19 protein-coding genes and 2 pseudogenes are annotated in these 18685 nt (G+C 64.0%); 8 read left to right on the top strand and 13 right to left on the bottom strand.

Annotated elements, in window-relative coordinates; genetic code table 11:
* The first annotated feature begins 54 nt into the window (after positions 1-54).
* Positions 55-912, top strand: coding sequence for an alpha/beta hydrolase (locus EJ068_RS10850; RefSeq protein WP_127250536.1), 858 nt, complete (start codon positions 55-57; stop codon positions 910-912).
* Between the two features lie 39 nt (positions 913-951).
* Positions 952-1608: a glutathione S-transferase family protein gene (locus tag EJ068_RS10845; RefSeq protein WP_127250534.1), complete on the top strand. Its 657-nt coding sequence runs from the start codon at positions 952-954 to the stop codon at positions 1606-1608.
* 103 nt (positions 1609-1711) lie between these two features.
* Here the strand turns inward: EJ068_RS10845 and EJ068_RS10840 are convergent, their stop codons facing one another.
* The 3 genes and pseudogenes from EJ068_RS10840 to EJ068_RS10830 form a co-directional block, all read right to left on the bottom strand.
* Positions 1712-1987 carry a metalloregulator ArsR/SmtB family transcription factor gene (locus tag EJ068_RS10840; RefSeq protein ID WP_040998815.1) on the bottom strand — a complete coding sequence of 92 codons (276 nt, stop codon included), beginning with the start codon at positions 1985-1987 and terminating at the stop codon, positions 1712-1714.
* A gap of 32 nt (positions 1988-2019) precedes the next feature.
* Positions 2020-3324, bottom strand: a pseudogene (locus tag EJ068_RS10835) (MFS transporter); the annotation flags it as partial.
* Between the two features lie 24 nt (positions 3325-3348).
* Positions 3349-3543 carry a DUF1192 family protein gene (locus EJ068_RS10830; protein WP_126080827.1) on the bottom strand — a complete coding sequence of 65 codons (195 nt, stop codon included), beginning with the start codon at positions 3541-3543 and terminating at the stop codon, positions 3349-3351.
* A gap of 113 nt (positions 3544-3656) precedes the next feature.
* On the opposite strand from EJ068_RS10830, the gene EJ068_RS10825 reads away from it, so the two are divergent.
* The 3 genes from EJ068_RS10825 (at position 3657) to EJ068_RS10815 (ending at position 6109) form a co-directional block, all read left to right on the top strand.
* Positions 3657-4667, top strand: coding sequence for an NAD(P)H-quinone oxidoreductase (locus tag EJ068_RS10825; RefSeq protein WP_128315574.1), 1011 nt, complete (start codon positions 3657-3659; stop codon positions 4665-4667).
* 354 nt (positions 4668-5021) lie between these two features.
* Positions 5022-5162 (top strand): DUF1127 domain-containing protein, encoded by a 141-nt coding sequence (locus tag EJ068_RS10820; RefSeq protein ID WP_071074868.1) that lies wholly within the window; start codon positions 5022-5024, stop codon positions 5160-5162.
* A gap of 254 nt (positions 5163-5416) precedes the next feature.
* The gene (locus EJ068_RS10815; protein WP_127250526.1) at positions 5417-6109 is read left to right on the top strand and encodes a DUF1013 domain-containing protein; all 693 of its coding nucleotides are present in this window, start codon (positions 5417-5419) and stop codon (positions 6107-6109) included.
* A 72-nt stretch (positions 6110-6181) separates the two neighbouring features.
* Here the strand turns inward: EJ068_RS10815 and EJ068_RS10810 are convergent, their stop codons facing one another.
* From EJ068_RS10810 to EJ068_RS10805, 3 genes are all read right to left on the bottom strand, one after another.
* A complete protein-coding gene (locus EJ068_RS10810; protein WP_042641559.1) occupies positions 6182-6901 on the bottom strand; it encodes a YafY family protein in 720 nt (239 codons plus the stop codon).
* 18 nt (positions 6902-6919) lie between these two features.
* Positions 6920-7060 (bottom strand): hypothetical protein, encoded by a 141-nt coding sequence (locus EJ068_RS32550; protein WP_189342604.1) that lies wholly within the window; start codon positions 7058-7060, stop codon positions 6920-6922.
* Between the two features lie 203 nt (positions 7061-7263).
* Positions 7264-7428, bottom strand: coding sequence for a hypothetical protein (locus tag EJ068_RS10805; protein ID WP_116397974.1), 165 nt, complete (start codon positions 7426-7428; stop codon positions 7264-7266).
* Between the two features lie 204 nt (positions 7429-7632).
* On the opposite strand from EJ068_RS10805, the gene EJ068_RS10800 reads away from it, so the two are divergent.
* On the top strand, positions 7633-7794 hold the full coding sequence (locus EJ068_RS10800; RefSeq protein ID WP_127250524.1) for a hypothetical protein: 162 nt from the start codon (positions 7633-7635) through the stop codon (positions 7792-7794).
* A gap of 378 nt (positions 7795-8172) precedes the next feature.
* Here EJ068_RS10800 and EJ068_RS10795 read toward each other — a convergent pair.
* The 7 genes and pseudogenes from EJ068_RS10795 to tkt all read right to left on the bottom strand — a co-directional run bounded on the left by EJ068_RS10795 (position 8173) and on the right by tkt (position 17652).
* Positions 8173-8903: pseudogene (locus tag EJ068_RS10795) on the bottom strand (SGNH/GDSL hydrolase family protein).
* Between the two features lie 63 nt (positions 8904-8966).
* Positions 8967-9701, bottom strand: coding sequence for a thioredoxin family protein (locus EJ068_RS10790; RefSeq protein ID WP_128298096.1), 735 nt, complete (start codon positions 9699-9701; stop codon positions 8967-8969).
* Between the two features lie 153 nt (positions 9702-9854).
* Positions 9855-10880: a class I fructose-bisphosphate aldolase gene (locus EJ068_RS10785; RefSeq protein ID WP_127250520.1), complete on the bottom strand. Its 1026-nt coding sequence runs from the start codon at positions 10878-10880 to the stop codon at positions 9855-9857.
* Positions 10881-10997: 117 nt separating this feature from the next.
* Entirely contained in the window at positions 10998-12194 is a 1197-nt protein-coding gene (locus EJ068_RS10780) for a phosphoglycerate kinase (protein ID WP_127250518.1), read from the bottom strand.
* Positions 12195-12353: 159 nt separating this feature from the next.
* Positions 12354-14243, bottom strand: a complete 1890-nt coding sequence (locus tag EJ068_RS10775) for a potassium/proton antiporter (RefSeq protein ID WP_245463397.1) — start codon at positions 14241-14243, stop codon at positions 12354-12356.
* A gap of 254 nt (positions 14244-14497) precedes the next feature.
* A complete protein-coding gene (gap, locus tag EJ068_RS10770) occupies positions 14498-15508 on the bottom strand; it encodes a type I glyceraldehyde-3-phosphate dehydrogenase (protein ID WP_126080833.1) in 1011 nt (336 codons plus the stop codon).
* Positions 15509-15663: 155 nt separating this feature from the next.
* Positions 15664-17652 (bottom strand): transketolase, encoded by a 1989-nt coding sequence (gene tkt, locus EJ068_RS10765; RefSeq protein WP_127250516.1) that lies wholly within the window; start codon positions 17650-17652, stop codon positions 15664-15666.
* Positions 17653-17914: 262 nt separating this feature from the next.
* On the opposite strand from tkt, the gene EJ068_RS10760 reads away from it, so the two are divergent.
* Positions 17915-18187 carry a DUF4164 domain-containing protein gene (locus EJ068_RS10760; protein WP_023763725.1) on the top strand — a complete coding sequence of 91 codons (273 nt, stop codon included), beginning with the start codon at positions 17915-17917 and terminating at the stop codon, positions 18185-18187.
* A gap of 4 nt (positions 18188-18191) precedes the next feature.
* Positions 18192-18557: a cell division protein ZapA gene (locus tag EJ068_RS10755; protein WP_042641578.1), complete on the top strand. Its 366-nt coding sequence runs from the start codon at positions 18192-18194 to the stop codon at positions 18555-18557.
* Positions 18558-18685 lie beyond the last annotated feature (128 nt).

The following is an 18685-nucleotide window of genomic DNA, read 5'->3' as shown; positions in this document are numbered from 1 at the left end:
TCGGTTTCACTATCGTGCAACTGATTGCAAAATGCAATCGGATTGGAGGAGCAGATGACCTACGCGGCGCAGCGCCCCGACATCGTTTCGGAAAGCTTCGGCAGTCCGAAAGATCCGCCGATCCTTCTGATCATGGGCGCCATGGCCTCGATGCTGTGGTGGCCGGAACCCTTCTGCCGGCAACTCGCCAGGCGCGGCCGCTTTGTCATCCGCTACGACAACCGCGACACTGGACTGTCGACGAAATACCCGCCGGGCACGCCGCCCTACAATTTCGGGGATATGGTGGACGATGCCATCCGCGTGCTCGACGACCACGGCGTCGGCAAGGGGCATGTCGTCGGCCTGTCGATGGGCGGCATGCTCGCGCAGAACGTGGCGCTGAAATATCCTGAACGCGTCAGCGCGCTCACCGTGATCTCATCTTCGCCGCTCGGCGTCGATACGTCCGGCCTGCCCGGACCGACCGAAGCCTACAAGGAGCATTCGGCGCAAGGCGGCGACGTCGACTGGTCGAACAGGAAGCAGGTGCTCGACTTCATGGTCAAGGACGCCCGCGCGATCGCCAGCACGCGCCATCCATTCGACGAGGAACGCACGCACGCGATGATCGAGGCGGACTATGATCGTTCCGGCGGCCTCGCCAGCGCGACCAACCATTTCCTGCTCAAGGGCGGCGGCCCGAAACGGACGGTGCGAGACCTGATGGCACCGCTGCTCGTCATCCACGGCACCGCCGATCCGCTCTTTCCGATCGAACATGGCGAGGCGTTGGCAAAGGTGGTTCCCGGCGCAAGGCTGGTCAAGATCGAAGGCGGCGGCCATGAGCTGCACCGCAACGACTGGCCGCAGATCATCGACGCTATCGCGCCGAACGGCCGGAACTTGACGCGGCCGGCATGCGACATGTGAATTCTTCAACCGTGATTGAAGGCGACAAAGAGGCCAAGCATGTCCCTGACTTTCCATTTCCACCCGCTGGCTTCGTTTTGCTGGAAGCCACTGATCGCGTTCTACGAGAACGACACGCCATTCAATCCGGTCATCGTCGATCTCGGCGACCAGGCCTCGCGCGCGGCGTTCCTGAAAGTGTCGCCGACTGGCAAGATGCCGGCGCTGCGCGACGATGCGCGCGAGCGAACGCTGCTGGAATCGACCATCATCATTGAATATCTGGCTGCGCATTATCCCGGGCCTGTCACGCTGGTGCCCACCGACATCGACTTTGCCCTTCAGGTCCGTCAGGCCGACCGCTTCTATGATTTCTACGTGCAGGCGCCGATGCAGAAGATCGTCGGCGACCGGCTGCGGCCAAAGAAGCAGACCGATCCATTCGGCGTCGAGGAAAGCCGCGCGCAGTTGCGCAACGCCTATGGCATCGTCGAAATGGAGATGCAGGAAAAAATCTGGGCGGTCGGCGACACCTTCACCATGGCCGACTGCTCGGCCTCACCCGCCTTGTTCTATGCCAACAAGGTTGAACCGTTCGGCGACAGGTTTCCGACGCTGAAACGCTATCACGATCGTCTGCTGGCGCGCCCATCCTTTGCCCGCGTGGTCGAGGAAGCGCAGCCCTATTTCAAGTTCTTCCCCTACAACAACGGCTAAAGCATGTCTCCCGAAAGTGGGAACCGGTATCGAGGACAAAGACATGCGTGAAATCAAAAACCTAAGCGTGGAGCGAATCTGAAAGATCGCGACGCGGTTTAGATCATTCCCCCGGCGCCGTTTCCCAGAACTGGTCGAGCCAGATGTTCAGCCTAAGGAAGCCGGCGCTGCTGACAGTATAGACGCGCCTGGTGCCTTCAGCCTTGGCATTGACAAGGCCGGCATCGAGCAGAACCTTCAGATGCTGGGAAACAGCCGGGCGCGAGACGGGCAATCCGGCCGCCAGTTCGTTCACCGTCTTCGGGCCGCGCCGGAGTTCTTCCAAGAGATAGCGCCGATTGGGGTCGGCTATCGCCACAAAGGCGTCAGAAAACATCATGCCGTTATTTGTGGGGCAAAGTTTTCGGAATCTCAACTATTGGTTTCAATCTTTCTGCGCGGATCGAGCCGGGTTGCTTCGGGCGTGACCGCGCGGTCCGCGGGCTGCGTCTTGAACGCATCGCGGTTTTCGATCGGCACCGGCGCGCGGGCGCGGATACGCAGCAGCGTGTAGCCGGCGAGGCTGAGATGAGCGAGCGCGGTTGCAAGAAACAGCCCCTCCGGACGCACCGAACCCATCAAGGCCGCGGCCAAAAGCGGGCCGATCATCGTGCCGAAGCCGTAGAGCAGAAGCAGGCCGCCGGAAACCTTGACGAAGTCCTCGGCGCGGGCGTGGTCGTTGGCGTGCGCGACGGCGATCGAATAGAGCGTGTAGGCGAAACCGCCATAGGCGGCGGTCAGCACGATGACGAAGATACCTGAACGCGGCGCGATCAGGAAGATCAACACCGCGACCAGAGCCGCGCCGAAGGCAGCACCCGCCAGCACGAAGCGGCGGTCGGTTGTGTCGGAAAGGCGCCCGGCTGGAAGCTGCATGGCGGCGCCGGAAACGACGACAAGGCTCATCATCAGCGCGATCTCGGCGGTGGAGATGCCGATGCGCGCCCCATAGACGGCGCCGAGCGTGCCCCAGGCGCCGTTGGCTATGCCGATCAAGAGGCAGGCCACCGCCGACACCGGCGAATTGGCGTACAGGCCTTTGACGTCGAGCTTGACGTCCTGCAGCGGCTTCGGGGTCGATTGGGTAGAAACCGCCGTCGGAATGAGCGAAAGGCAAAACAGGATGCCGGTGATCATGAACAGCGAGGCCGATCGTACGTCGCCGCCGGCGACGATCATCTGGCCCCCCATGATCGAGGCATAGGTGACCATCATGTAGAGGCCGAAGACGGTGCCGCGGTTCTCGTTGGTGGCCTTCTCGTTCAGCCAGCTTTCGATCACCATGAAGGCGCCGGCCATGGTGAAGCCGGTGAAGGCGCGCAAAAGAATCCAGAAATATTCATCGATGATGAGGCCGGTGAGCAGCGCGATGATGGCGCCCGACGCGGCGAAGGCGCCGAAGGCCCGGACATGGCCGGCGCGGCGCACAAGGCGCGGGGCGAAGAAACAGCCGGTGACGAAGCCGCCTGCCCAGGCCGTGCCCATCAGGCCGAGCGATGCGGTCGAAAAGCCCTCGATCTGGCCGCGCAGCGGCAACAGCAGGCCGTGCAGGCCGGATGCCGCGAGCAGGAAGGCGGTACCGCGCAGCAGCGAGAGGATCGGTCGGTAGGTTGCAAACATCGCTTGATCCTGGTTCGGGCGCCGGGGTCTGAAAACAGGCGTATTGGGGCTTTTCGGCGGCGGTCTTGCGCGCCGACAAAATTATCCGCGCCGGAACAATGCGTCGGCGGCGGATTTGGTGGCGCTCTTGGCGGCCCGCTCTGCCTCGAGCCTGGCGATCTCGTCGCGCAGCAGGGCGATGCGCTCCGACAATTCGTCGACGGAAAGCAGCGAGAGGTCCTGCCCGATCTCGTGCGGGCGCGCCTTCTTCCGGGGTTCGTCGTCGAAGATCGCCATCGTCGCTTCTCCCTTACTTGGCCATTTGCCTGATTTGGCAATCAGCATACATAGGGCAGGGGCGCCGATGCAAACCACTGTGACAAGACAGGATTCGAGGAGACGGGACAGCGATGGCGAACAAGGACAGGATCCCGGAGAAGATGACAGCCATCGCGATCTCGCAACCCGGCGGTCCCAGGGTGCTCAAGCCGGAAACCCGCGACGTGCCGGTCCCCGGCCCCGGCGAAGTGCTGATCCGGGTGCACGCAGCCGGGGTCAACCGACCCGACGTGCAGCAGCGCAAGGGTGTCTATCCGCCGCCGCCTGGCGCCTCGGACCTGCCTGGACTCGAGGTCGCCGGCGAGATCGCGGCGCTCGGCGACGACATATCGCGCTGGCGCATCGGCGACCGGGTCTGCGCGCTGACGCCGGGCGGCGGCTATGCCGAATATGTCAAGGTCCATGCCGGCAGCGTGCTGCCGATCCCGGCCGGCTTCACCTATTCGGAAGCCGCGGCCGTGCCGGAGAACTACTTTACCGTCTGGCACAATGTGTTCGAGCGCGGCGGGCTCAAGAAGGGCGAGACGCTGCTTGTCCATGGCGGCTCGTCCGGCATCGGCACCACCGCCATCCAACTTGCTTCGGCCTTCGGCGCCACTGTTTTCACCACCGCCGGCAGCAAGGACAAATGCGACGCCTGCCTCAAGCTCGGCGCCGACCGGGCGATCAATTATCGCGAGGAGGATTTCGTCGCCGCGGTCAAGGATGCGACCGGCGGCAAGGGCGCCGACGTCATCCTCGACATGGTCGGCGGCGACTATGTCGCGCGCAACTACGAGGCCGCGGCCGTCGAGGGGCGGATCGTCCAGATCGCCGTGCAGGCCGGCGCTGTCGCAACCACCAATTTCGCGACGCTGATGGTCAAGCGCCTGACCCATACCGGCTCGACGCTTCGTCCGCGCACCGTCGAGTTCAAGGCGGCGATCGCCGCCGCGCTGGAGGCCCAGGTATGGCCGCTGCTCGGCACGCGCAAGGTGGCTCCGGTCATGGACATGATCTTTCCCCTGACCGAAGCCTGGCGGGCGCATGAGCGGATGGAAGAGGGCGAGCATATAGGCAAGATCGTCCTCGACGTCGGGTAGGATTGGCCGATTTTCAGGTGAGGCCGGCCTGCGAACGGCGGCTTCCTGCGCTTCCGGTGCTCACGTATTTTTGGAGCCGCATGTCCCTTATCGGAAAACCGGAACCACTTTTCCGGGACATGCGGAAGTACGCTCCGCTCCGGTTCTCGAGCGCCACCATTTTCGGCTCGGCCTGACCTGAATCTCGACCCATCCTGGGTCCGCGCTTGTCCCCTGTTCCAAGCTGAACGCATCGTTAATGGTGCAATGCACAAAACGCATTGCGGCCATGCAAAAGCGTCCGTTCATTTCTTGGGCAGGCATGCCTATTTACGCGGCATCAAACGATTTCATCAAACGACTGGAGAAACTGAAATGAACCCGATCCGTGCTTTCCGTAAGTGGCGCATGTACAACGAGACCGTGCGCGAATTGAACAAGCTCAATGCCCGCCAGCTCAGCGACCTCGGCATCAACCGCGCCGACATCGAGCGCATTGCCCGTCAGGCGGTGTAATCAAAACCAGCCCGGCCACAGGGCCAGGCTGGACAGGCAAGCAAGAGCCGTCGAGACGCTTGCTTCGTTTCCGGTTCCAAGCCCGCTGGACCTCGTCCAGCGGGTTTTGTCTTTTAATGGCTGTGAATCAGCCCTTTTCCAAAAACATTGCGAAAATTCGAGGGAGCGTTTATACAGGCCGCGAATTTCCCATTTTGGTGGCTCTAAAACCACCGCCCGCGCGGGAACGCGGGCGAACGAGAAGGATTTTTGACATGGCCAATACGCTGCTGATGCCCAAGGCGACCGCCGTCTGGCTGGTCGACAACACCGCGCTCTCCTTCGAGCAGATCGCGCAGTTCTGCGGGTTGCATCCGCTCGAGGTCAAAGCGATCGCGGACGGCGAGTCGGCGCAGGGCATCAAGGGCATGGACCCGATCATCACCGGCCAGCTGACGCGCGACGAGATTGCGCGCGGCGAGAAGGACATCAACTACCGGCTGAAGCTGTCGGAGCCGAAGGTTCGGGTGCCGGAATCGAAGCGCAAGGGCCCGCGCTACACGCCGCTGTCGAAGCGCCAGGACCGGCCGAACGCCATCCTTTGGCTGGTGCGCAACCACCCCGAGCTCAAGGATGCGCAGATTGCCCGTCTCGTAGGCACCACCAAGTCGACCATCGAGCAGATCCGCGAGCGCAAGCACTGGAACTCGGCCAATCTGCAGCCGATGGATCCGGTGACGCTCGGCCTCACCTCGCAGATCGACCTCGACCTCGAGGTCAACCGCGCCTCGCGCGGCCGCGAGCAGCCGCAGCCCGTCGGCGACACGCTGCTGCCCGCCGCCCTCACCGAACGGCTGGTGCCGGCGCCGGAGAAGCCGAAGGATGAAGACCAGGAGCTCGATGCCAACGCGGTGTTCGCCAAGCTCTCGGCGCTCAAGTCGAAGGACAAGGATGAAGGCGAGGAGTGAGCCTTCCGGAGCGCTCAACAAAAAAGCCCGCTTCGAGCGGGCTTTTTTGTTGGACAATGGCTTGGGAGGAAGTCACGTCCGCGCGGCGCGGTCGGGCGCCATGCCGTAATCCTCCGAGCGCTCGACAGCTCGGTAGAAATCGGCGAGCTGCTTGCCGCGCTCCGGCTTGAAGGTGCGGCCGGCGATGACGACCGAAGCGATGCGGTCGATGCGGAAGGCGCGGAAATCGTCGCGCATCTCGCACCAGGCAACCAGGGTCCAGACCTTGCCCCAGAACCACAGGCCGAGCGGCCTGATGTCGCGCGCGGTGCCGCGCCCGGCCTCGTCGGAATAGTCGATGGTCAGCACCTGGCGTTTCTCGACCGCGCGCTCGATCAGGTCGATCGCCTCGCGCGCGGCGTCGCTCACCACCCACATCGGCGTGTGGATCTCGGTGCGGGCGATGCGGTCCTTCTCGGTATCGGGAAGCACCGCGCCGATCTTGACCAGCGCCTCGTCGGCGGCCCTTGCCATCGCGGCGCCGCCAAAGGCGCGCACCATGCGGGCGCCGGCAACCAGCGCCACGATCTCGTCACGTGTGAACATCAGCGGCGGAAGGTCGAAACCTTCCCTCATCATGTAGCCGACGCCCGCTTCGCCGTCGATCGGCACGCCGGTCGACTGCAGGTCGGCTATGTCGCGGTAAATGGTGCGCTCGGAAACCTCGAGCCACGTGCCGAGCTTCTGCGCGGTGACCAGCCGGCCACCCCGCAAATGCTGCACGATCTGGAAAAGCCTGTCGGCGCGGCGCATCGGTTTCTCCCCCGGGGTTTATGGCTTTAGCCCTTCGCGCTTGCGCGCGGTCGGCACCAGCATCGACTGGCCTTCGACGACATCGCCGACCGTGCGCGGCGACGGTTTGATGCCGTTGATGCCTGGCGTGTTAAGCCTGTCGTTCCAGCTTTTCACCATACGCGGATTACTCCGGATCGTCGGATCATGTTCGTTGTTGTCAGGATCGAAGCCGCTCCAAATACCGCATTCCTCCTGACAACATACTGTCAGGAGGCTGCGGCAAGCTACCAAGCAAAGGCTTCTTCCCTGTACTCAACATCACTGGCCGCCAATACATCTGGGCGCGGTGTCGCCACAATCCAAGTCGTGGCGGCAAAATTTCAGTTTTCCCGCACGCGGCCCGTGTAAAGGTCCGGCCAGCCAATGTCCTTGCGGATGTCCGCCGGCAAGGTGTTCAGGAAACGCTGGGTGCGGATCTCGTTGCGCACGGTGCGGATCCGGCCGACATAGTGCTGCACGCTGCGCAGGATGGTAAAACCGTTCATGACCTCACTCCTCTCTTTTCGATGAGAGGAGTATCTCACACCCCTCCTGACAGCAGTCTGTCAGGAGGTGGGCAGGGTGCGGAAGAAGGCGGCACGGTGCCCCCCGCAGGGCCTGGATGAAGCCGATTCCTGTCAGGAGTGCTCGGCCCGGTGGGGTCTCAAGAACAGCTTTGACAGCCGCCATCGTTACTGGTCAAAGGCGGAATGACGAAACTGCTCGCCCTAGTCATCTGCGGCATCATGCTGATCCAGGTCATCAGGCCGCTGGGCTGGCCGGGGCTGAAGCGGCGCGGCGATTTCTGGAAGCTGGCGCTGCTTGCGATGGCGGCCATCTCGCTTGCCGCTGTCTTGGGTCATTGGGCTTAGTTCCTTAACGCAGAAGTTTTGACCTGGTTAGTGTGCGTTGGCAGGTCCCACGCCTCGGCGATTAGCTGAGACGCTTATCGCGGTCGTCATCCACGGGCGAAGCGACGCGCGCAGACCCGAGGATCCCTGCCGTGACTTGGAAGCGCCGCGGCGGTCCAGAACTCTGCACCGTTGCACATTTCGGTCCAGGTAACGGCATGGATTCCAGGGTCTGCGCGCGTCGCTTCGCTCCTTGCTCCGCCCTGGAATGACGAGGTTCGGGAGCCTCCAGCTCATCGCCAGCGTTTGCGCTGACTACCCCAAATGGACGCTGATAGCCTTGCCCGACAAGCCTGCGATCTCGGAAGTCGCAATTCTCGGCTCGCCCTGACCTGAATCTCAACGTACCTCAGCGCAGTTACCCATGACGAAATCCAGCAGATGCTCGGCCCAGGCGCGATAACCTGCTTCCGAGGCGTGGAAGCCGTCGGACGCGAAGCCGGCTTCGGGATTGGTGATCGGCAGGCGCGAGGCGGGCACGGCGCCGCGTTCGTTGCAGAGGCGCACGCCCATGCGGTTCATTTCCGTGGCGCGGATCTCGAGGATCCGGCCCAGCAATGGCGGCATTGCCGGTGCGCGGGTGAATTCCAGCACCGGCGACCAGACCACGCGCGCTCCGGCCATTTGGCGCGTAGCGCGTAGAGCAGCCCGCCGAACTCCTTCTTGAAGCGCGGCACGGAGTGAAAGTTCTTGGTGTCGTTGGTGCCGATGGCGAGCACGATATGCGTCCATGGGTCGGCCGACAGATTGGGCAGGACATGGTCGCGGATCTGGCCGGATGTCGCCGAATTGAAGCCGGCGGCGCGCCAGCGCACGGCTCGGCCGGTTCGCTCGGCGATCAGCCCCGCAAGCTGCGCCGCAAGCCCGTGTTCGGATTGCTCGATGCCGACCGATGCTGCCGAGGAATCGCCTAGGACCAGCAACGCCACGGGCGGCGCCTTGCCCGGTATTTCGTGCAGGACCGGACCTCGCGCCGGCAGCATGCGCGAAGTCCGGCGGCGCACGCCGAACCCCTGCCATACATAGACCGGGAAAGCGAGCCAGGTGAGGAGGGCAAGCAGGCGCTGCATGGCAAATCCGTTGAAAACAGCGGGAAGCCTTAGCGCATCTTCAGGCCCAGGTGAACGAGATGATCACGCGCAGCAGTCCGGCCGGTCCTCGTCCTGGTATTCGTCGTGGAGGCGCACCCAATCCATCAGGTTGTGATAGGGGCCGGTCTCGCCGCGGCCCTTCGGCGTCATGTCGAGATAATGATAGGCGCCGATCAGCGCGTCGCCGCCGCGGGCGCGCGACAGGAAGGTGAGGAAGATGTCGCCATTGCCGTCGCGGTAGAAGACGCTGGTGCCGGGCAGGTCTTTCGACCGCAACGGTCGCTTCTCGAAATTGTAGGTCGTGTCGCCGGCCGCGATCTGCCTGTCGGTGAAGGAGACCTGCAGGTCGAAGTTGAAGTCCGATGCATAGGACGATACCCAGTCGAACTTCCAGCCCATGCGCTGCTTGTAAGGCAGGATCTCGGTCAGCGCCGCGCGCGAGACGACGACCAGGGATACGTCGTGGTGCTTGAGATGCTGGTTGGCGCCGTCGATATGGTCGGCGAGGAACGAGCAGCCCTGGCAACGGTGGTCGCAACCCGGCGTCATCATGAAATGATAGACGATGAGCTGGCTCTTGCCGGCAAAGAGATCGCCAAGACGCTTCGGTCCCGCTTCGCTCTCGAAGACATAATCCTTGCGCAGCTTGAACCAGGGCAGCTGCCGCCGCTCGGCGGCGACAAGGTCGCGGAAGCGTGTCAGCTCCTTCTCGCGTTCCAAATGATTGCGATGTGCCTCGAACCAGTCCTCGCGTGAAACCACGGCATTGCGTTGCATGACCATCTCCTGTCCTCTCCCGCCAAGGACGTTCGACATCGGCTCAACCCGACACAGTCGCCGTTGTTTCGCTGCTCAGGTAGGAACGCGGCCCGCAAAAAACAAAACCCGGGCCATGAGCCCGGGCTTCTGTTGGAATTGGAAGAGATGGCGTCAGGCGGCTTTCTCAAGCGCCGGCTGCCATTTCCCGAGCGCCGCCAGATGGTTCATATGGGCGCGGTGGGTGAAGGCGGCCTGGCCGGCGGCGACGTTCGAGGCCTTGCCGCTCCATGCCTTTTGCGGCGCGGCCTGCAGCGCGCGGCCATAGGAGAAGGTCAGCTTCCACGGATGCGGGCCGATGGCGTTGATGGCGTTGAGGTTGGCCGTCGCTTCCTCGTCCTCCTGGCCGCCGGACAGGAAGGCGATGCCCGGCACTGCCGCCGGCACCACTTCGCGGAACAGTTTTATCGTCTTTTCGGCGATTTCCTCGGGGCTGTCGGTCCTGCCCGACTTCTTGCCGGAGATGACCATGTTGGGCTTCAGGATCGAGCCTTCCAGCACGACGCGCGCCGCATAGAGCTCGTCATAGAGCTTGACCAGCGTCGCCTTGGTGACGTCGTAGCAGGTGTCGATCGAATGCGCGCCGTCCATCAGCACTTCCGGCTCTACGATCGGCACGATGCCCGCCTCCTGGCAGAGCGCGGCATAGCGGGCCAGCGCATGGCTGTTCGAGGCGATCGAGTTGGCCGAGGGTACGCCCTTGCCGGTGTCGATATCGATCACCGCGCGCCATTTGGCGAAACGGGCGCCGAGCTTGTAGTAGTCGGCAAGCCGCTCGCGCAGGCCGTCGAGGCCCTCGGTGATGGTGTCGCCGGGAAAGCCCGCCAGGGGCTTGGCGCCGAGATCGACCTTGATGCCCGGAATGGAACCTGCCGCCTTGATGATGTCGACCAGCGGCGTGCCGTCGGCGGCCTTCTGGCGGATGGTCTCATCGTAGAGGATGACGCCGGAGATGTATTTGGACATCGCTTCCTTGGCGCGGAACATCATCTCGCGATAGTCGCGCCGGTTGTCGGCGGTCGACTCGACGCCGATGACGTCGAAACGTTTCTTGATGGTGCCGGAGCTCTCATCGGCGGCCAAAAGGCCCTTGCCGCCGCTCACCATCGCGGTGGCGATATCTTCGAGACGTTCGCTCATGGGTGCTCTCCTACGCTGCGTTTGTTCCGCGCTAGCAGAACATTATCGCCAAAGGAATGACCCCGGAAAGCGCGAATCGATTGAAAGCCGCGCTGGCTTTGCCTTGTCTCGGACTGTTTACCGCTTCAGCACTTCGACGCCGGGCAGCGGCTTGCCTTCCATCCATTCGAGGAAGGCACCGCCGGCGGTCGAGACATAAGTGAAGTCGTCGGCGACGCCGGCATGGTTGAGGGCGGCCACCGTGTCGCCGCCGCCGGCGACCGAGACCAGCTTGCCTGCCTTGGTGCGGGCGGCCGCGTGCTTTGCCGCCGCCACCGTGGCGCGATCGAAGGGCTCTATCTCGAAGGCGCCGAGCGGGCCATTCCACACCAAGGTCGCGGCGCGGTCGATCCAGTCGGTAACGCTCTGCACGGTCTTTGCGCCGACATCGAGGATCATGCCGTCCGCCGGCACGGCATCGATGGCAACGGTCTCGCTCGCGGCACCCGCCTTGAATTCCTTGGCCACCACGCCGTCGGCGGGCAGGATGATGGCGCAGCCAGCTTCCGCCGCCTCGATCATGATCTGCTTGGCGGTGCCGGCAAGGTCGTGCTCGCAAAGCGACTTGCCGACATCGGTGCCACGCGCGGCCAGGAAGGTGTTAGCCATGCCGCCGCCGATCACCAGCGCGTCGACCTTCTTCACCAGGTTCATCAAAAGGTCGATCTTGGTCGAGACCTTGGCGCCGCCGACAATGGCGACCACCGGCCGTACCGGGTTGCCGAGACCCTTTTCCAGCGCGTCGAGCTCGGCCTGCATGGTGCGGCCGGCATAGGCCGGCAGCCGGTGCGCCAGGCCTTCGGTCGACGCATGCGCGCGGTGCGCGGCGGAGAAGGCGTCGTTGACATAGATGTCGCCATTGGCGGCGAGCTTTTCCGTGAAGGCCGGGTCATTCTTCTCCTCGGCCTTGTAGAAGCGGGTGTTTTCGAGCAGCAGCACGTCGCCGTCCTTCATGGCGGCAACGCCTTCGGCGGCTTTGTCGCCGATACAGTCGGCGGCGAAGCGGACGGGGAGGCCGAGAACCTCGGCCGTGGCCCTGGCGATCGGCTCCAGCGAGAATTCGGCCGACGGACCGTCCTTCGGACGGCCGAAGTGCGCAAGCAGGATGACCTTGGCGCCTTTTTTCGAGAGCTCGGCGATGGTCGGCGCGATGCGCTCGATGCGAGTGGCGTCGGTCACCTTGCCGTCGGCGACAGGAACGTTGAGGTCGATGCGCACCAGGACGCGCTTGCCGCTGACGGCGCCGATGTCATCGAGTGTCTTGAAGCGGGCCATGGTCGTTCCTTCCTGGTGCGTGAGGCAATTCCGGACGGAAAGCCGCCCACACTTTTCATGGAATTGCTCTAGCGAAAACGCGGGGACCTTACCCGGCAGCGGCGGCGATGCAAGAGCCGCGTTAAAGCGCGCGCGCAAAAATGATGTCGCCATGAGACATCAGCCTTCGCCGGTTGCCTTTTGCTCGCCCAGTGCCGGCGCCACGGGATCGATCGGTACGTCCTCGACCGGCTGCTTTTCCACCGGCCTGCGCCAGTTGCGAATCAGGGCCGCTATGCGATCGCCGATCTCGCCGGCGCTCATGAACACCGGCACGCGCGCCACCGGCGCGGTCGGCTCGAAGGACAGGCCGAGCCCGGTGATCCGGCCTTTCTCGTCGACGTCGCGCACGATCAGCTCGATCGGCCCGATCATCACGCGGTCGGCATATTCGGCATGGCCGCCGAGCCGCTCGGTAACGAGCGCCGCGACGGTGAGCTTCTGTTCGGCCTCGGTAAGGCCGGGCCCATAGGCCGCTTCCAGCTCCGCCGCGGAGCGGGCCGGATCGACGGCAAAGGCGCCGAAGAAGTCGGCGTCCTCGGGGTCGACCACGGCGCGGCTGGCGAAAAGCTTGTCGAGCAGGCGCGGATAGCGATCCGGCACGAAGATATAGACCTGGTCGCCAGCGGTGAGACGGCCCATGTCCTGAAAGCGCATCGAGCGGCCGTCGCGCAGCACCAGCGAGGGCCTTGCCCAGCGCGGGATGCGCTCGCCGCGCGCAACCGGGCTGCCGGGCGCCACGCGATAGGCGAGCAGCTCGTGATGGGCTGAGCCCGGCAATTCGAGCTCCACCTTGTCCAGGGGCCCGAGACGGGCCGGCACGATCAGGCCGAGGCGGCGCGCCAGGGGACCGACCGTCCAGCCCTGCACCACCAGCGACACAAGCACGATGATGAAGGCAGCGTTGAAGATCAGGCGGCCATGCTCGAGGCCGCCGAGCAGCGGCGTGATGGCAAGCAGGATCGAGACCGCGCCGCGCAGGCCGACCCAGGACACGAAGGCGACCTCGGGACGCGGCAGGCGGAAGGGGATCAGGCAGAGCCAGACGGCCAAAGGCCGCGCGACGAAGATCAGGAACAGGCCGAGCAGCACCGCCGGCACCAGGATCGCCGGGAACTGCGAGGGTGTGGCGAACAGGCCGAGGATCAGGAACATGATGATCTGCGCCAGCCACGACATGCCGTCCTGGAAACGCCTCAGGATGGTGACGGCGCGGATGTCGGAATTGCCGGCGATCAGCCCGGCAAGGTAGACGGCGAGGAAGCCTGAGCCGCCGACCGCGCCGGCGGCGGCAAACACCATCAGCGACAGCGTCAGCACGAAGATCGGCAGCAGGCCGTGATCCAGGTTGAGCCGCTCGACCAGACGCACGATGCCGAAGCCGCCGAGGACGCCGATCACGGCGCCGAGCCCCATATTGGCGAGGAAGCCGAGCAAGAGATTGGCGGCCAGCACATTGGCCTCGGGGTTTGCATGCGCGGCGATGATCTCGACCAGGGTGATGGTGAGGAAGATGGCGATCGGGTCGTTGGTGCCGGATTCCACTTCGAGCGTCGATCGCACGCGCTCGCGCAGATGGATCTCGCCGGCGCGGAGCAGGAAGAACACGGCGGCCGCGTCGGTCGAGGCGACGGCGGCGCCGAGCAGCGAGGATTCCAGCCAGCTGAGCTTGAGAAAATAGGAGGCGGCGACGGCAAAGATGCCGGTGGTCAGGATGACGCCTATCGTGGCCAGCGACAGTGCCGGCCCGGCCGCTTGCTTCAGCGCGTTGAGCGGGGTGCCGAAACCAGAGTCGAACAGGATGATGGCCAAAGCCAGTGAGCCGGCAAAATAAGCCAGCCGCGCGTTGTCGAATTCGATGCCGAGGCCGTCGACGCCGGTGGCAAGCCCGATGCAGAGAAAGAGGAGCAGCAAAGGAGCGCCGAAGCGGAAGGCGATCAGGCTCGAAAACGCGGCGGCAACAATGAGCGCCGTGCCGACCAGCGTCACGAGATAGATCGCATGCTCCATCCGCCAGTGCCCCTCAAGTCCCTCTCATTTGTCGATTTAAGGGAGAGTGGGGCGAAGACATGACCAGTGCAAGGCAACAGCGTGGTTTTTTGGATTCTGCTGGCGTGGGGAAATGGAGGAGCCGCTTTCCTCTCGTCATCCACGGGCGGAGCGACTGATGTTGCGGCTAATCTCCACGACATGCGGAACCGCCGAGACTAAAACGAAAACGCCCGGCCGGGGCCGGGCGTTCGAAACTGCTTAGCGAGCCTGGATCAGGCGATGGTTTTGCCGAAGGCGACGGCAGTGTCGCCCATGCGGTTCGAGAAGCCCCATTCATTGTCGTACCAGGACAGCACCGAAACGAAGTTTCCGTCCATGACCTTGGTCTGGTCGAGGGCCACGATCGAGGAGTGCGGATCGTGGTTGAAGTCGATCGAGACGTTCGGGTGATGGGTGACCGAGAGCACGCCCTTGAGCTTGCCCTTGGAGGCGGCGATCAGCGCTTCGTTGATCTCCTGCGGCGTGGTCGAACGCTTGGCGACGAACTTCAAGTCGACCACCGAGACGTTCGGGGTCGGCACGCGGATCGAGATGCCGTCGAGCTTGCCCTTGAGGTCGGGCAGGACCAGGCCGATCGCCTTGGCGGCACCGGTCGAGGTCGGGATCTGCGACAGCGCCGCGGCGCGGGCGCGGTAGAGGTCCTTGTGCATGGTGTCGAGCGTCGGCTGGTCGCCGGTGTAGGAGTGGATCGTCGTCATCATGCCCTTCTCGATGCCGACGGTCTCATGCAGCACCGCCGCCAGCGGCGCCAGGCAGTTGGTGGTGCAGGACGCGTTCGAGATGACGATGTGGTCCTTGGTCAGCTTGTCGTGGTTGATGCCGTAGACGACGGTGAGGTCGGCGCCTTCGGCCGGGGCTGAGACGATGACGCGCTTGGCGCCGGCGGCGAGGTGCGCGGCCGCCTTGTCGCGGGCCGTGAAGATGCCGGTGCATTCGAGCGCGATGTCGACGCCGAGTTCCTTCCACGGCAGCTGGGTCGGATCCTTGATCGCGGTGACCTTGAACTTCTCCTTGCCGACCGAGATCTGGTCGCCGTCGACGGTCACCTCATGCGGGAAGCGGCCATGCACGCTGTCGTAGCGAAGCAGATGCGCGTTGGTCTCGACCGGGCCGAGGTCGTTGACGGCGACCACGTCGATATCCTTGCGGCCGGATTCATGGATGGCGCGCAGGATGTTGCGGCCGATGCGGCCAAATCCGTTGATGGCAACTCTGACGGTCATTGTTTTCTCCCTAGGGACTGGGGGCGATTGGGTCCGCTGCTTCATAGCGGCCATGAGCCAAAGAATCCAGCCGCAGAAGGTCGAACTTAAATCGATTAGGTTAGTCCAGCATGGCGGAGCCGCCTATTTGCGGCCCCGCGAATTGACGCAGCCGGTCAGCCGTGCAGACGAGTCTCGACCGCTTTCGCCGCGGCCTCGGCGGTGATGCCGAAATGCGGATAGAGTTGCTCGATCGAGCCGGAGGCGCCAAAACCGTGCATGCCGATGAAGACGCCGTCGGTGCCGATCAGGTGGTCCCAGCCCTGGCGGATGCCGGCCTCGATCGCGACCTTCACCTTGGCGTTGCCGATGGTCTCCTTGCGGTAGTCATCGCTCTGCTGGTCGAACAGCTCGAAACAGGGCACCGAGACGACGCGGGTGGGATGGCCGTGCTTTTCGAGCAGGTCGCGCGCGCCGAGCGCGATCTCGACCTCGGAGCCGGTGGCGAAGATCGTCACCACGGCCTCGCCGTTTGCCGCGGCGAGCTCATAGGCGCCCTGGCTGGAGAGGTTCTTCGCCGAATGCTCGGTGCGCACGGTCGGCAGGTTCTGGCGGGTCAGCGCCAGGGTCGACGGCGTCTTTTCGGATTCCATCGCGATTTGCCAACATTCGGCGGTCTCGACCGCGTCGGCCGGACGGAAGACATTGTGGTTCGGGATGGCGCGCAATGCCGCCAGATGCTCGACCGGCTGGTGGGTCGGGCCGTCCTCGCCGAGGCCGATCGAGTCATGCGTCATGACGAAGATGGAGCGGATGCCCATCAGCGAGGCCAGGCGCATCGAAGGACGGGCATAGTCCGAGAAGCACATGAACGTGCCGCCATAGGCGATCAGGCCGCCATGCAGCGTGAGGCCGTTGATCGCCGCCGCCATGCCGTGCTCGCGGATGCCGTAATGGACATAGCGCTGGCCGTAATCGTCCGGCGTGATGTTCTTGGTCTGGCTGGTCTTGGTGTTGTTGGAGCCGGTGAGGTCGGCCGAGCCGCCGATAGTCTCCGGCACCGCGCCGTTGATGACTTCCAGCGCCATTTCGGAGGATTTGCGAGTGGCGACCTTCGGTTTGTCGGCCGAGAGCTTCTTCTTGTAGTCGGCGATGACGGCGTCGAAGTTGGACGGCAGCTTGCCGGCGATCCGGCGCTCGAACTCGGCCTTGAGCTTCGGCTCGGCCTTGGCGAGGCGGCCTTCCCAGTCGGCGCGCGCCTTGGCGCCGCCGGCGCCGACGGCGCGCCAGGCGTCGAGGATGTCGGCCGGAATCTCGAAGGGCGGCGACTCCCAGTTGAAGAATTTGCGGGCGCCGGCGATTTCCTCGGCGCCGAGCGGCGAGCCATGCGCCTTGTTGGTGCCGGCCTTGGTCGGGGCGCCGAAGCCGATGGTGGTCTTGCAGGCGATCATCGTCGGCTTGTCGGAATGGCGCGCCGCCTCGATGGCATAGGCGATCGCTTCCGGATCGGTGCCGTCGATATGGCTGGCGTTCCAGCCGGAGGCCTGGAAGCGGGCGACCTGGTCGGTGTTGTCGGCCAGTGAGACCGGGCCGTCGATCGAGATGTTGTTGTTGTCCCAGAAGACGATCAGCTTGTTGAGCTTCAGATGGCCGGCCAGCGCGATGGCTTCCTGGGAGACGCCTTCCATCAGGCAGCCGTCGCCGGCCAGCACATAGGTGTAGTGGTTGACGAGGTCGTTGCCGAAGGCGGCGTTCATGATGCGCTCGCCGAGCGCGAAGCCGACCGAATTGGCAAGGCCCTGGCCGAGCGGACCGGTGGTGGTCTCGATGCCAGCGGCATGGCCGTATTCGGGATGGCCGGCGGTCTTGGAGCCGAGCTGGCGGAAGTTCTTGATCTGGTCAATCGTCATGTCCTCGTAGCCGGTGAGGTAGAGGAGCGAATAGAGCAGCATCGAGCCGTGGCCGGCCGACAGGATGAAGCGGTCGCGGTCGGCCCAGTGCGGGGCCTTGGCGTCGAATTTCAGGAAACGGCTGAACAGAACCGTGGCGATGTCGGCGCAGCCCATCGGCAGGCCGGGGTGACCGGAGTTCGCCTTCTCGACGGCGTCCATGGAAAGGAAACGGATCGCGTTGGCCATCCGATCATGTTGTTCACGCGACGTCATGCTTCCTCCGGAAGTGGGTTGGAGCCTGGGGAGAGCCCTTGGAAAAGGATGCCGCGACACATAGCAGGCGCGGCCTTTTAGTCAACAAATCGGGATGGATTTTGCCGGGCTTGTGATGGCATCGAGCGCCTTACATTAGCGATAGCGGGGGACAGTCGCGAGAGCTTTGTTGACGCGCCCTTCACCCGGCGCCTAATCTTTCCGAGGTAACGCGTTCTGAATGCGCGCGATTCGGTGATGGGCAGGGCATAGGACGAAGGCCATGACCGGGGAAACGACCCTCAAGGAAGTCATCGCGAGGCTGGGCAAGGCCATGGAAGGGCTGGAAAACGCCGTGGCGGCGAAGCTCGAGCACGAGCGTGATTATTCGGAAGCCGAGGCAGAGGTGCAGCGCATGAACGCCGACCGTTCGCGCCTGGCGCAGGAGCTCGACAATTCCGAAGCGCGCGCCGAGCGTCTGGAAGACGCCAACAAGGAAGTGTCGCGGCGGCTGGTGACCGCCATGGAAACCATCCGCGCGGTTCTGGACAGGTAGGGCAATGGCACAGGTCACGGTTTCCATCGACGGCAAGCAGTATCGCATGGCCTGCGACGAGGGCCAGGAAGAGCACCTGATCGACCTTGCCGAGCGCTTCGACCGCTACGTCTCGCATCTGAAGGATTCCTTTGGCGAAATCGGCGACCAGCGGCTTACCGTCATGGCCGGCATCATGGTGATGGACGAACTCTCGGAGCTTACCAAGCGCGTCAAGGGCATGGAGAGCGAAGTGCTGACCTTGCGCAAGACGCGCGACGAGGCGCTGACCAAGGCCGACAAGAGCGACAGCGTGCTGACAACCGCGCTCGGCGCGCTTGCGCAGCGCATGGAAGATCTCGCGGTGACGCTCGCGGTGAAGAAGGCCTGAGCGGCTCTGATACCCGTTCCGACGGAAAATCCAACCGCGAATTGCCGGCGGTCACGCAAAAAATTCGCCTCGCGCGGGCCATGACCATCATCGCGAGCGTTTAATCGGCGTCGCGATGGTGCTACGCT

The sequence above is a fragment of the Mesorhizobium sp. M2A.F.Ca.ET.043.02.1.1 genome, from assembly GCF_003952405.1.
Classification (GTDB): domain Bacteria; phylum Pseudomonadota; class Alphaproteobacteria; order Rhizobiales; family Rhizobiaceae; genus Mesorhizobium.
The sequence above is the reverse complement of the archived record's forward strand: the minus strand, read 5'-3'. Positions and strand labels throughout refer to the sequence as shown.

Coding starts and splice junctions, on each gene's coding strand:
- EJ068_RS10785 (WP_127250520.1), bottom strand. CDS start 10,880: ATGAGCGAACGTCTCGAAGATATCGCCACCGCGATGGTGAGCGGCGGC.
- EJ068_RS10755 (WP_042641578.1), top strand. CDS start 18,192: ATGGCACAGGTCACGGTTTCCATCGACGGCAAGCAGTATCGCATGGCC.
- EJ068_RS10810 (WP_042641559.1), bottom strand. CDS start 6,901: ATGCGCCGCGCCGACAGGCTTTTCCAGATCGTGCAGCATTTGCGGGGT.
- EJ068_RS10825 (WP_128315574.1), top strand. CDS start 3,657: ATGGCGAACAAGGACAGGATCCCGGAGAAGATGACAGCCATCGCGATC.
- EJ068_RS10840 (WP_040998815.1), bottom strand. CDS start 1,987: ATGATGTTTTCTGACGCCTTTGTGGCGATAGCCGACCCCAATCGGCGC.
- EJ068_RS10830 (WP_126080827.1), bottom strand. CDS start 3,543: ATGGCGATCTTCGACGACGAACCCCGGAAGAAGGCGCGCCCGCACGAG.
- EJ068_RS10820 (WP_071074868.1), top strand. CDS start 5,022: ATGAACCCGATCCGTGCTTTCCGTAAGTGGCGCATGTACAACGAGACC.
- tkt (WP_127250516.1), bottom strand. CDS start 17,652: ATGACGTCGCGTGAACAACATGATCGGATGGCCAACGCGATCCGTTTC.
- EJ068_RS10780 (WP_127250518.1), bottom strand. CDS start 12,194: ATGGCCCGCTTCAAGACACTCGATGACATCGGCGCCGTCAGCGGCAAG.
- EJ068_RS10815 (WP_127250526.1), top strand. CDS start 5,417: ATGGCCAATACGCTGCTGATGCCCAAGGCGACCGCCGTCTGGCTGGTC.
- EJ068_RS10775 (WP_245463397.1), bottom strand. CDS start 14,243: ATGGAGCATGCGATCTATCTCGTGACGCTGGTCGGCACGGCGCTCATT.
- EJ068_RS10760 (WP_023763725.1), top strand. CDS start 17,915: ATGACCGGGGAAACGACCCTCAAGGAAGTCATCGCGAGGCTGGGCAAG.
- EJ068_RS32550 (WP_189342604.1), bottom strand. CDS start 7,060: ATGGTGAAAAGCTGGAACGACAGGCTTAACACGCCAGGCATCAACGGC.
- EJ068_RS10845 (WP_127250534.1), top strand. CDS start 952: ATGTCCCTGACTTTCCATTTCCACCCGCTGGCTTCGTTTTGCTGGAAG.
- EJ068_RS10805 (WP_116397974.1), bottom strand. CDS start 7,428: ATGAACGGTTTTACCATCCTGCGCAGCGTGCAGCACTATGTCGGCCGG.
- EJ068_RS10800 (WP_127250524.1), top strand. CDS start 7,633: ATGACGAAACTGCTCGCCCTAGTCATCTGCGGCATCATGCTGATCCAG.
- EJ068_RS10850 (WP_127250536.1), top strand. CDS start 55: ATGACCTACGCGGCGCAGCGCCCCGACATCGTTTCGGAAAGCTTCGGC.
- EJ068_RS10790 (WP_128298096.1), bottom strand. CDS start 9,701: ATGCAACGCAATGCCGTGGTTTCACGCGAGGACTGGTTCGAGGCACAT.
- gap (WP_126080833.1), bottom strand. CDS start 15,508: ATGACCGTCAGAGTTGCCATCAACGGATTTGGCCGCATCGGCCGCAAC.